The following is a 12,688-nucleotide window of genomic DNA, read 5'->3' as shown; positions in this document are numbered from 1 at the left end:
AGTTCCGCTTATGCGGTCCCAGGCTTCTTTTTGGTTTCCATCATTTTACGTACTTTTTCTTTGTGCTTGCTTGCAACGAGAATATAGAGGAAGTCCCCTGCAAGTATTTCGGTTTCGCCATATGGCGTAATAAGCTCTTCATCCCGAACCATCGCGCTGATGGTGACTTCATTTGGCAGATCAAGTTCGTGAAGTTTTTTTCCTACTAACGCAAGATCTTTATTGGTTTGAAATTGAACCATTTCTGCATTTGCTTTGCCAATAGAGATCAGTTCGATCGAATGGTGAGGAGTATCTTTTTTCGGCCCGGTCAGCTTCAGCTTTTTGGCCACGTAAGAGATCGTCGAACCTTGAAGCAATGTAGAAGTCAGTACGATAAAAAAGACGACGTTGAAAAATAGCTGTCCTTTTTCAATCCCCGCTACAATAGGAAAGGTTGCAAGCACGATCGGCACAGCACCTCTCAAGCCAGCCCAGGAAATAAACAACTTCTCTTTGTTGGAATACTTCATCCCGATCGTGGATAAGTAAACGGCAATCGGCCTTGCGACGAAAATGAGCACGAAGGATAGAAGCAATCCATTTAAGATGATGTTCATTGTAAAAACTTGTGCAGGGAAGACCAGAAGACCAAGGATAATAAACATCAGAATTTGAGACATCCACGCAAATCCTTCGTTAAACTGAAAAATGGAATAACGGTAGGTCAGTTCTGAGTTTCCGATGACCAGAGCGGCTACATAAACTGCTAAAAATCCGCTCCCTCCTGCAACCTGCGTTACACTATAAGATAGGAGAGCAAAGGCAAGAGAAAAAATAGGATAAAGTCCACTCGAGTCCAGCTTTATGCGATTGATAGAAACTGAGGCGATTTTACCAAGAATTAAGCCGAAAATAAGCCCAATTCCCATTTGCCAGAAGAAAGAAGGGATCATTCCCCAGATAGAACTTCCCTCAATTGTGATTAACTCAATAAAAGCTAGAGTCAAAAAAACAGCCATCGGGTCATTCGTACCTGATTCAGCTTCAAGCGTTGCACCCATTTTCGCTTTAATATTTCGTTCTTTTAATACTGCAAAAACGGCTGCCGCATCTGTTGATCCGACAATTGCCCCGAACAGAAGACCTTCAAGAAGGGTAACATCAAAGAGGAGAAACGCAATATATCCTACAATTCCTGATGTGATCAAAACACCAAAAGTGGCAAGTGATAAAGAGGGGAGAGCAACAGAACGGACTGTCGCCCACTTCGTCTGCATCCCGCCTTCAAACAAAATAATAATCAGGGCCATGACGCCAATCAGCTGTGCGATATTCATATTATCAAAATAAACAATCCCTAGCCCGTCACTGCCAATAATCATGCCGACCAGAATAAACAGGACCAGCGAAGGTAATCCGAGTTTGTTGGAGAACTTTGCCACAATGACCCCGCAAATAAGCAAGAGCCCCCCTAACAGAACAAATGAATCAATTCCAAATGACTCTATAAACATGGTATTCCCCCTAGTAAAACCCTATCGTTTTTTTCTTTGTTTTTCTTCTTCCTCTTTATACAGGACCGCTTTTTCAGCATATTCGCGGCTGATTCGTTCCATGTCCTCTATATCTTCTGGTGTTAATTTGCGCACCACTTTAGCGGGACGTCCAAATGCCAGCGTGTTAGGAGGAATTTTTTTGCCTTGTGATACCAGACTTCCTGCTCCAATAAAAGCCCCTTCACCGATTTCCGCTCCGTCTAAAATAATGGAGCCCATTCCGATGAGGGCTTTCTTTTTAATTGTGCAGCTGTGCAGGATGACCTGATGGCCAATGGTGACTTCATCTTCAAGAATAAGCGGAGTGTTGGGACTTTGATGGAGGATGGAGTGATCTTGAATGTTTACTTTTTTTCCAATAACAGTGGGTGAAACATCTCCACGGATGGTTGTGCCAAACCAGACACTTGAGTGTGCCCCGATTGTCACATCTCCAGAGACTGTAGCATTTCCCGCAATGTAGGCGGAAGGATCAATCAATGGATAATGGTCTTTATACGGCAGGATCATGATATTGCTCCTTCTATGTATAGAATATATGGTATAGTGTATTTTATCACAATATGTTTATATATGTGTGTGCAAAGGCTTGAGGCTTGAATGAATTGAAGCCGGTTTTGTAAGCTTATGCAAGTTTAGCAGCGTGCCAGAAGACAAGCAGGCAAGGGGGAATACTCCATGTGGAAATGGGAAACAGACGAAATTGCTCAAGGAGTGATCGTGATCATACACGGTGAACTTGAGCATCATGCCAGATACGGCTGGCTCATTGAAATGTGGCGATCAAAAGGCTACCATGTCATCATGGGCGATTTGCCGGGACAGGGTATGGCTAAGCGAACAGCAAGGGGTCATATTGACTCTTTTAATCAATATATAGAAGAAGTAAGACGATGGCTTGAAGCATCTTATCAATTTGATTTGCCCGTTTTTATTCTGGGGCATGGAATGGGCGGGCTGATTGCTGTCCGCCTTCTTCAGCAGCTGCATGTAGAAACGGCGGGGCTCATTTTATCTTCCCCTACATTTGCACTAAAGCACACCCCATCAAAAGTCAGTCATTTACTCTCAGGTGGATTAAATAAAGTGGCGCCGGAACACAAATTCAATTTTGATTTTCCGATAGATAAAGCGACCAGAAATCAGGAAATTATCGATTTGGATAAGGAAGATCCTATTTATGTGAACCGCGTGTCGGTGCGCTGGTACCGGGAATTGCTGATGGCGATGAAGCAGGTGCCGCTTGAAAACAGCTCTTTTCCTCAGATTCCCATTCTTCTGATGCAGGGAGGGGAAGATTATTTAGTCGAAACGGCAGTCGCAAAAAAATGGTTCCGGGATATGGATTTGCTGGAAATGCATTACAAAGAGTGGCCGCAATGTTATCATGAACTTTATAATGAACCTGAAAGAGATGAAATTTTTGCTTATACAGAATCCTTTACACGAAACAGACTTCGCAATATTGGATATGATGTTTAAGAAGAGGTGATTGAAGTGGTGCCTGCAGAACCGTTCTTTTTAATGAATCAAGTGTATCGAAAAGTTTTCCCGGCCGTTCACATTCAATTGAATGGCTGGAAAGATCAGGCGAGTCGAATTCCAAACCAGGAGCTTCGAAAACAGGCAATGGACAGTCTTGAACAAAAAGCCTTTCACTGCGAAGGCGGGGGAATTATGGCGCTGCTGGCACTCGGAGACAGAGAAGAAGCCATTCGTTTTATCGTAGCGTATCAAACGATCAGTGATTATCTTGATAATCTATGCGATCGCAGCACATCACTTGATCCTGAGGATTTTTCCTGTCTGCATGAGGCGATGGAAGATGCGTTGACAGCAGGTGCACCGCTGCGAAATTATTACCGCTGCCGTGAACAGCAGGATGATGGAGGCTATCTTGGAGCACTGGTCTTAACGTGTCAGGATGTGCTCAGCAAGTTAAGCACATATGAGCAAATTAAACCCCAGCTGCTTGAGTTGTCCAGGTACTATTGTGATCTTCAGATTCATAAGCATGTTGATGTGAGTGAAAGAGAACAGCGTCTTAAAAGTTGGTTTGAGGGTCATACAGAACAGTTTCCCCAGATGCAATGGTACGAGTTTTCCGCCTGTACGGGTTCGACTCTTGGAATCTTTTGCTTAGTGTCCTATGCATTTCGCAAAGACTTTAAGCCTTCCTTTTCCACAGCGATCCGGAACAGCTATTTTCCTTACATACAAGGCCTGCACATCCTACTTGATTATTTAATTGACCAGGAGGAAGACTTAGAAGAGGGAGATTTAAACTTCTGTTTCTACTACCCGGATCATCAGTCATTGTTTGATCGTCTTCAGCATTTTGTTGAAGAAGCAGACCGGCATACAAATGAACTTCCTCACAGACGATTTCACCAGCTTATAAACCGGGGACTGCTTGGAGTTTATCTTTCAGATGACAAAGTAAATAAACAAAAAAGTGTAAGGCAGCTTGCAAGAAAGATGATACGCTCAAGCGGAGCGGTGAGTTATTTCTTTTATTTAAATGGGAGAATGTATCGCAGTGTTCAAAAATGGATCCCGGCAGGAATTTCAGCGAAACGTTTATAAATATATTATGTAAAGACTTCACAGAGAAAATAGGCCGGCTTCCAATCGTCTATATTTGTCGAAATTGCGAATAATAGATTGGGGGAATGGGAGTTATACAGACTTCTCATTCTCTTTTTTTCTTTAAACATGATAAAATAAGCGTAGAAACTATTTAAATGGAGGCGTATAAATGGGAAAAAGGACATTACTTCTTTTAGCAACAAATATCCTCGTTATGATTACGATTTTCGTGGTGTGGACGCTCATTGCCAATTTCACTGGCATCGGAACGTCATTTGAAACAAGCTCAAACAGCATTGGAATTAATTTTATCGCAATTGGTGTATTCAGCTTAATTGTCGGCTTTGCAGGTTCATTTATTTCACTTGCCATGTCCCGCTGGATTGCGAAAAAAATGATGAAGGTTAAAGTACTGGATCCGGATGGTACGCTTTCTGCTCAGGAAAGAGACATTGTTGAAAAGGTGCACCGTTTATCACGTGCTGCCGGTTTAACGCACATGCCGGAGGTCGGTATTTATGCTTCACCTGAAGTAAATGCTTTTGCTACAGGGCCTTCTAAAAAGAAATCATTAGTCGCAGTTTCACAGGGTCTGTTAAACAATATGGATGATGATGCTGTCGAAGGTGTTATCGCTCACGAAGTCGCCCACGTAGCTAACGGTGATATGGTCACAATGACATTGCTTCAAGGTGTGGTGAATACATTTGTCGTGTTTTTCTCCAGAATTGTAGCGATCCTTGTTTCACGCCTTGTTCGTGAAGAACTGGCATGGATTGTTCAATTTGCAGCCGTTATTGTATTCCAAATCCTATTTTCCATTCTCGGAAGCCTTGTTGTCAGTGCATACTCGCGCCATCGTGAGTACCATGCAGACAGAGGCGGCGGAGACCTTGCAGGAAACGACAAAATGGCTCATGCTCTTCGTTCACTTAAAGCGTATGCAGACCGTGCACAGGTAAAAGATCACACAGATGATACCGCTGTTCAAACGATGAAAATCAGTGGGAAAGGCGGGTTGAAGCTTTTCTCAACTCACCCTGACCTAGATGATCGAATTGCCAGATTGGAAAGAAGATAACTGCCATTTAAAGAGGCTGGGACAAAACTCGAAAAATTTAAAAAATGAATATTTATTTATTGATAGTAACTGGTGAGCGGAGCGGAAGGTGGCGACTCCTGCAGGATATGACGGCAAGCTGAGACCCCGCAAGGCGAAGCCTTGTGGAGGGCTCAGCGCCGTCCCTGCGGAAAGCGTCTGCCTGAAGCGAAGTGAACCGGTCGTAGAGCTTGAGACACTTTTGTCCCAGGCTCTTTTTTCTGTTAACAACTATCAAAGGAATGGGAAATATTCAGTCTGACTCGTATACAGGCACATGATTCGACTTTTCTTTGGTTGTTTAGAATAATACCTTTATAAAGGAGTGAAGGATATGACTATTAATTTGAGTATACTGGATCAGTCTGCAATATCTGAGGGAAGTACCGCAGAAGAAGGACTGAGACAAACGATAGAGCTGGCTCAGCGGGCAGATGAATGGGGATTTCACCGGTTCTGGGTTTCGGAGCATCATGATGCTGCTACACTTGCAGGCTCATCGCCTGAAATACTGATTTCCCATTTGGCTGCTAAAACAGATCGCATTCTTCTTGGATCTGGAGGGGTGATGCTCCCGCATTACAGTGCGTATAAAGTAGCGGAAAATTTCAAAGTACTGGCTGGACTCGCACCCGGGAGGATTGATGCAGGAATCGGACGGGCGCCAGGCGGCATGCCCCGTGCTTCCTATGCTCTTGGGGAGGGTAAGCCAAGGGATGTGCAAAGGTATCCTGAGCAAATCGATGAACTCCTGCACTATTTGCATGATGACCTTCCGAAGGAACACCCTTACTACGGGTTAAAAGCGACTCCTGTTACGCAGACAACGCCAAACGTATGGGTGCTCGGGTCGAGTCCGTCCTCTGCTTTAACTGCTGCTCAAAAAGGACTTCCTTACACATTTGCTCTGTTTATTAATGGGGAAGGAGGTCCGCAGTATATGAACCACTATCTGCGTAATTTTACTCCTTCAGCTTATTATCAAAAACCGCAGAATAATGTGTCGGTTTTCACAGTTTGCGGTGAGACAATGGAAGATGCTGAGCGCATCGTATCAAGTCTGGATTTATCCATGATTATGCTAGAACAGGGTATGCCATCTAAAGGCACCCCGAGTCCTGAAAAAGCACAGAACTATTCCTATACTTCTTATGAACAGGCGCGGATCCTTCAAAACCGGAACCGGATGATCGTGGGAGACATCGATCATGTAGAGAAGGAAATTCACCGGATCAGCGAAGAATACCAGACGAATGAAGTGATGCTGACCACCATTGCATACGATTTTCAGGATAAATTTAAATCTTTTGAACGTATTGCAAAAAGAATGCTGTAGTCACAAAGTTAAACCATAACGGGACTGATATAATGTTTCCTCTGAGATGACGGAATAAAGAAAGGTCTGATGAAATGGATTCTTTCCTTCATCAGGCCTTTTATTTATATGACTTAAAACCTTCCGGGACAAGGATCATGATACAATTAAATAAATTATCTATATTTATTACAAAAAGGAGGTAAAGCATGAAAGCCTTTGAGGAGTATACAGCAGGGATTGAAAACCTGGAACATAGAAGCAAAGCAGATGAAATTTACTCCTGGATTGCCAATCGATTTCCGCATCTTGAACAGCAAATGAAGTGGAACACGCCTATGTTTACTGATCATGGTACATTTATTATTGGCATAGACAAAGCGAAGCACCATATGAGCTTTGCACCGGAAGAAGCAGCCATGAAGCATTTTGCCCAGTTAATTGAAGAAGCAGGCTACAGCTCAACAAAATGGTTATTTCGTATAAAGTGGAACCAGCCGGTGGATTACGAATTATTGGAAAAAATAATTAAATTTAATATTCAGGAGAAGGCGGACTGTGCGACCTTCTGGCGTTAAAAATCTTTTTCCCGGCATCCGCCGCTCAGGTATATTTTTTAGGAGACTGAGATATAACTCGAAAATCTTTGTAAATGACCCAGTATCTACTGTGAATAAAGAGGTGAGCGGAGCGGAAGGTGGTGACTCCTGCAGGATATGACGGCAAGCTGAGCCTTTACAGGGCAAGGCCCTGTAAAGGCTCAGCGCCGTCCCTGCGGAAAGCGTCCGCCTGAAGCGCAGCGAACCGGTCAAAGAGGCTGCGACACTTTTTTGTCCCAGCCTCTTTTTGTTTGCACGAACCACGCCTTTCCGGTTTGTTAAACTTCATATCGAGCTGTCTGATGTAAAAATCACAAGTGTTTGAGGCATGAAAGAAGAAGGTAAAGTTGGATAAGATGCTTTATTTTTAACAGAAAATAGGAATAAGAAAGGAGTCGTATTTCATGAATAAAGTATGGTGGAAAGAAGCAGTGGTCTACCAGGTTTACTGGCGGAGCTTCTACGACAGCGATGGCGACGGAATTGGAGATCTTGAAGGGGTAATAGAAAAGCTGGATTACATAAAGAAGCTTGGTGTGGATGTAATTTGGCTGAATCCATTTTATGAATCACCGGATCGTGACAACGGGTACGATATTTCAAATTATGAAGCGGTAATGACTCAGGCAGGTACGATGGAAACGTTTGATACACTGCTGGAGGAAATTCATCGCAGAGATATGAAAGTGATATTGGATCTTGTAGTAAATCACACATCTGATCAGCATGAGTGGTTTCTCGAATCCAGGTCCTCCAAAACAAACCCTAAAAGGGACTGGTATATTTGGAAGGATGCGAAAAATGGAGGAAAGCCGAATAATTGGCGATCTTATTTTGAGCCCTCTCCCTGGACCTGGGATGACGCAACGGAACAGTACTATTTTCATTCGTTTGCTGTCGAGCAGCCGGATTTAAATTGGAAAAATGAAGAAGTGCGCAAGGAGATCTATCGAATGATGCGGACCTGGCTTGATAAGGGAATCGATGGCTTCCGGATGGATGTCATTAATTTACTCGCAAAGCAGGAGGGATTCCCGGATGCAGACGATCCCGATCATATATCCTACCTTGCTGACAACCCCGGCATTCATGACTATCTTCAGGAAATGAATCGGGAAGTGCTGAAGGATTATGACACGATGACAGTAGGAGAAATTCCATTCGTTACACCTGAAACAGGCTTATTATATGTGGATGAAAGCCGGCATGAATTGAATACTCTGTTTCATTTTCAGGTGGCAGATGAAATGCCTGTAATGGATCTTCCTAAGTATAAGGCGATCCAGCAGGACTGGTATGACGGGCTTTATGGCAGAGGATGGAATTCTCAGTTTTTAAACAATCACGACCACACCCGTCAGGTGACCCGTTATGGAAATGACCAGGAATACAGGGTGGAATCAGCAAAGCTTCTGGCTACAATGCTTCATACACTTCCCGGAATGCCTTATGTCTACCAGGGAGAAGAAATCGGGATGACAGGTGTCCGGTTTGACTCCATTGAGGATTACGAGGATATTGCCATGAAAAATAAATTTAAGGAAGAGGTTGAAAAAGGCAGGGATCCTCAGGAAGTGTTTGAAAGTCTGCTTCTGTTAAGCAGGGACAACTCCCGGACGCCTATGCAGTGGGATGACAGTGAGCAGGCTGGTTTTACAACAGGCACGCCATGGATGAAAGTGAACCCTAATAAGAATGAAATCAATGTTAAACAGGCATTGAAGGATCCTAACTCGATATTTTACTATTACCAGCAGCTGATCGCCTTACGAAAAGAACAGCCCGTAATGGTATATGGGGATTTTGAAGAGCTGTCCCTGAAATACGAAACTCTTTATGTCTACACACGATCATACGAAAAAAAGACATGGCTCGTTTTGTTGAATCATTCAGAGGAGGAACAGCGCTTTAAATTTGAAGAAAGATGTATTGGAAGACCTGTTCATTGTGTAATCGGGAATTATGACAGAGGCGAAAACGGGAAGATACATTTAGAGCCTTCTATTCTGTTAAAGCCATATGAGGCCCGGATATATGAATGGAGTGAATAAGAAATAAAAATGGTCATTTTCCGCTCCGATAAATGGCTGATACGGAGCGGGAATTGAACCATGCAGTATGCTCATATATTGGTTGCAGGTCTTATAGCTGCTTAAGTTTTAGAAACATATAACTTTCACTCGACAAATACTTCTGTATAATGGTTGTTATAGCAACTATTTAATTTAAAGGAGCGGATAAAGATGACTTTACAAAGAGAGGTCAAAAATCATTGGTCAGTTCACTATGAAGAAGCTTCCTTTCCTTTTATTCAAAAGGGGTGGGTGCTTCCTGCAGGAAAATGGAAAGAGTTTGATCCATTCATTTTAATGGCTGAAGACTGGTTTAAGCGGGGTGCATTCTCAGATCATCCACATCGTGGGTTTCAAACCATTACTTATGTGGTAGATGGCAGGCTTGAACATATTGACAACGGAGGAGGACAGGATATCCTCGAGCCCGGTGATGTTCAATATATGAATGCCGGCTGGGCAGCAAGACATGCAGAAGAGGCAGTTGGGGAGGATATCGCCCATACCCTTCAACTTTGGCTTAATTTGCCGAAGAATTTAAAAAACAGTGATACAGCGTATCAAAATATTTATGGGGAAGAAGCACCTGTTGTGAAGCGGGATGGCAGTTCAGTTAAAGTCTTCTCAGGGGAAATTGGAGGGGTTCAAGGTCCACTTCAATCCGCCGTCCCCATTACACTTGCTGAGATTTCTATGGAAGAAGGTGCTTCTTATACGCATGTTCTTCCTGAAACACATAATGCATTTATGTATGTGCTTTCTGGAGAACTGGAGGCAGGAAGTGAGAAAGTAAGTCTGTCCAAACATGGAGTAGCCTCCCTTTCTTACAATGAAGAAGGGGATCAATCACGGGCTAGTGAATTCCCCCTAAAAGCCAAAAGTAGAAGAGTTAAAGTCCTTATTTATTCAGGTGAACCGATTAAAGAAGAAATTGTGCCGTATGGTCCCTTTGTCATGAATTCAATGGATGAAATTAAACAAGCCTATAGGGATTTTCATGAGGGAAAATTTGGACCTCCTGCAAAGTAAGGACGAAACATCAATCAGAAAAAGGGAGTACAGCAGCACAGGGAAGGTAAAATGAGCTGGTATCTATTGTTAATATGAAGTGAACCTAGCTGAAAACGACTGCCTAAAGCCATTGAACATCAAAGAGCCTGAGACAAAATTTTGTCTCAGGCTCTTATTTACGCTGTATAAATTATTTCTTCAGTATTTCTCAGTCCATATCAGTCGCCTTGATTTATTAAAAGGAGCCCGCAGCAACTGCAGCTTTTTCTAAGCCATCTTCAATAATTTCTTCTGCTTTGTCAGGGAACTGATTATGTCCTTCTACAATCACAGAAGTAATATCATGTACGCCCCAGAAACCAAGCATCGTTTCAACATAATTAACAGCCATTTCAGAGGACTGTGCAGGTCCTTCAGAATATACGCCGCCGCGTGCATTTAAAATGGCAACTTTTTTATCTTCAAGCAGCCCGACAGGACCTTCAGCTGTGTAGCGGAATGTTCTGCCTGCTTGTGCCAGGTAATCAAGATACGTATGCAATACAGCAGGCACGGTGAAATTCCAGAGCGGGAATGCAAATACGACTTTGTCTGCTTCCAGGAATTGATTCAAATATTTATTTACAAGCACCGTAGCTTCTTGTTCCTCTTGAGTCAATTCCATGTTTTTTGACAGTTTGAACATGCCGTTGATCATGTCAAGGTCGTAATACGGAAGTTTTTCTTCAAAAAGGTCCAGCTCCGTAACCGTATCCTGCGGGTGTGTTTCTTTATAATTTTCAAGGAATTCTTTGTAAAGTTTCACGCTTACCGCCTGCTCAATCGGACGGGAATTTGCTTTAATAAATAGTACGTTTGCCATTGTAAAAACCTCCAGAATAGTATGTTTGACAGTTAAGATGACAGAATCGTGCAGCAACTAATGATTTGAATCATGCATCCTTTAAATAGATTGGACATTTCGGCTGATTTTAGTCAGCAGCCGATCCAGTTCAGCGAGTTCTTCCCCGGAAAGATCTTTGCATACAACTTTGTTAAATTGCTCTGCAACGGGAATAACCTGATTGCCTAGGTCACTGCCTTTAGACGTCAAGTATATTTTTGTAACCCGTTTGTCCTGTGGCCACTGAAGCCTTTTAATTAATTCCTTTTTTTCAAGACTTGAGGTCATTCGGGTAATATTTGTTTTATCTTTATTCAGCATTTTGCCCAGCTGATTTTGGGTGAGCCCGTCTTGCTCCCATAGCAGCATCATAATCAGGTTTTGCTCAGGCGCCAGATTAAACGGCTCAAGCTTTGATTTAATAAAGCTGGTCAGAACAAGGTCCGTCTTATGAAGTTTGATGCTTATATAATCCTGAAAACGAAGATTCAAAACCATCACCCCGATTAGTTGCTATACAAACTAATTATTGATTATAAGGACTCTGCAATTGAATGTCAAACGAATAAGCTCCAATAAAATTAAGTCCACATGGAAAGTGTAAATCATTCATTTAAATGGAAAAAGCTGCTTTGACTAAAAAAGTCAAAGCAGCTTATAAACCATATTCATTCCATTAGCCGTTAACGACCATTCCGCCGTTCACATGAATCATTTGTCCTGAAACATAGGAGGAGTCGTCACTGGCTAAATAAACATAAGCAGGTGCCAGTTCTTCCGGCTGGCCAGGGCGGCCAAGAGGGGTTTCCTCTCCAAAACTATCAATATTATCTTCCCCAAAGGTTGAAGGAATAAGGGGAGTCCAGATTGGTCCCGGTGCCACACCGTTCACGCGAATTCCCTTTTTAGCAACCGATTGGGCAAGCGAGCGTGTAAAGGACGTTCTTGCCCCGTTCGTTGCCGAATAATCAAGCAGAATTTCTTTTCCAGCGTATCCCGTGATAGATGCTGTATTAATAATGGTACTGCCCGCTTTCAGGTGTGGAAGAGCTGCTTTTGCCAGGAAGAAATAGCCGAATACATTGGTTCTGAACGTTCGCTCGAGTTGTTCCTCTGTAATATCTTCCAGTCTTTCCTGCGGATGCTGTTCTCCCGCATTGTTGACAAGAATATCAAGGCTGCCGAATTCATCAATCGTTTTCTGGACGACTTCCTGGCAGAAGGCTTCGCGTCCCACATCACCGGCAAGGATCATGCACTTCCGGTCCTCTTTTTCGACCATCGTTTTTGTTTTTTGTGCATCTTCATGCTCGTCTAAATAAACGATGACTACGTCTGCCCCTTCTTTAGCAAAATGAACGGCTACAGATTGCCCAATGCCGCTGTCTCCACCTGTAATTATAGCTGTTTTTCCAGCAAGCTTTCCACTCGGCTGATACGACTTGCCGCGATAGGCTGGGCGAGGCTCCATTTCCGTTTCTTTGCCAGGCTGCTGATTTTGCTGCTGAACTGGAATTTCTTCATACTGACGACCCGGTTGTTGATTAGTCATGAAAATCCCTCCAAGAAAAGTTAGTTTTAA

Annotated in this window: 12 protein-coding genes; 7 read left to right on the top strand and 5 right to left on the bottom strand. The window is 43.0% G+C overall.

All coding sequences use genetic code 11. The features are described 5' to 3' along the window. Positions 1–8: 8 nt before the first annotated feature. Together P6709_RS17535 and P6709_RS17530 are read right to left on the bottom strand one after the other, a co-directional pair. Positions 9–1,496 (bottom strand): potassium/proton antiporter, encoded by a 1,488-nt coding sequence (locus tag P6709_RS17535; protein WP_278242230.1) that lies wholly within the window; start codon positions 1,494–1,496, stop codon positions 9–11. Positions 1,497–1,517: 21 nt separating this feature from the next. After that, entirely contained in the window at positions 1,518–2,048 is a 531-nt protein-coding gene (locus tag P6709_RS17530; protein WP_278242229.1) for a gamma carbonic anhydrase, read from the bottom strand. A gap of 168 nt (positions 2,049–2,216) precedes the next feature. Here P6709_RS17530 and P6709_RS17525 point away from each other — a divergent pair, with 168 nt between their 5' ends. From P6709_RS17525 to P6709_RS17495, 7 genes are all read left to right on the top strand, one after another. Further along, positions 2,217–3,020: an alpha/beta fold hydrolase gene (locus tag P6709_RS17525; protein ID WP_278242228.1), complete on the top strand. Its 804-nt coding sequence runs from the start codon at positions 2,217–2,219 to the stop codon at positions 3,018–3,020. A gap of 42 nt (positions 3,021–3,062) precedes the next feature. After that, positions 3,063–4,124, top strand: a complete 1,062-nt coding sequence (locus P6709_RS17520) for a tetraprenyl-beta-curcumene synthase family protein (RefSeq protein WP_278242262.1) — start codon at positions 3,063–3,065, stop codon at positions 4,122–4,124. A gap of 172 nt (positions 4,125–4,296) precedes the next feature. Next, on the top strand, positions 4,297–5,208 hold the full coding sequence (gene htpX, locus P6709_RS17515; protein ID WP_278242227.1) for a protease HtpX: 912 nt from the start codon (positions 4,297–4,299) through the stop codon (positions 5,206–5,208). Positions 5,209–5,560: 352 nt separating this feature from the next. Further along, positions 5,561–6,562: an LLM class flavin-dependent oxidoreductase gene (locus P6709_RS17510; protein ID WP_278242226.1), complete on the top strand. Its 1,002-nt coding sequence runs from the start codon at positions 5,561–5,563 to the stop codon at positions 6,560–6,562. Between the two features lie 188 nt (positions 6,563–6,750). Then, entirely contained in the window at positions 6,751–7,119 is a 369-nt protein-coding gene (locus P6709_RS17505; protein WP_278242225.1) for an iron chaperone, read from the top strand. A 425-nt stretch (positions 7,120–7,544) separates the two neighbouring features. Then, positions 7,545–9,191 carry a glycoside hydrolase family 13 protein gene (locus P6709_RS17500; protein WP_278242224.1) on the top strand — a complete coding sequence of 549 codons (1,647 nt, stop codon included), beginning with the start codon at positions 7,545–7,547 and terminating at the stop codon, positions 9,189–9,191. A gap of 192 nt (positions 9,192–9,383) precedes the next feature. Then, positions 9,384–10,241: a pirin family protein gene (locus P6709_RS17495; RefSeq protein ID WP_278242223.1), complete on the top strand. Its 858-nt coding sequence runs from the start codon at positions 9,384–9,386 to the stop codon at positions 10,239–10,241. A 217-nt stretch (positions 10,242–10,458) separates the two neighbouring features. On the opposite strand, the gene P6709_RS17490 is transcribed toward P6709_RS17495, so the two are convergent. From P6709_RS17490 to P6709_RS17480, 3 genes are all read right to left on the bottom strand, one after another. Then, positions 10,459–11,085, bottom strand: coding sequence for an FMN-dependent NADH-azoreductase (locus P6709_RS17490; RefSeq protein ID WP_278242222.1), 627 nt, complete (start codon positions 11,083–11,085; stop codon positions 10,459–10,461). A gap of 81 nt (positions 11,086–11,166) precedes the next feature. After that, positions 11,167–11,604, bottom strand: a complete 438-nt coding sequence (locus P6709_RS17485; RefSeq protein WP_336619011.1) for a MarR family winged helix-turn-helix transcriptional regulator — start codon at positions 11,602–11,604, stop codon at positions 11,167–11,169. Positions 11,605–11,782: 178 nt separating this feature from the next. Next, a complete protein-coding gene (locus P6709_RS17480; protein ID WP_278242220.1) occupies positions 11,783–12,658 on the bottom strand; it encodes an SDR family oxidoreductase in 876 nt (291 codons plus the stop codon). Positions 12,659–12,688 lie beyond the last annotated feature (30 nt).

The organism is Jeotgalibacillus sp. ET6 (genome assembly GCF_029667115.1).
Classification (GTDB): domain Bacteria; phylum Bacillota; class Bacilli; order Bacillales; family Jeotgalibacillaceae; genus Jeotgalibacillus.
This window is presented reverse-complemented; position numbering and strand designations above follow the sequence as displayed.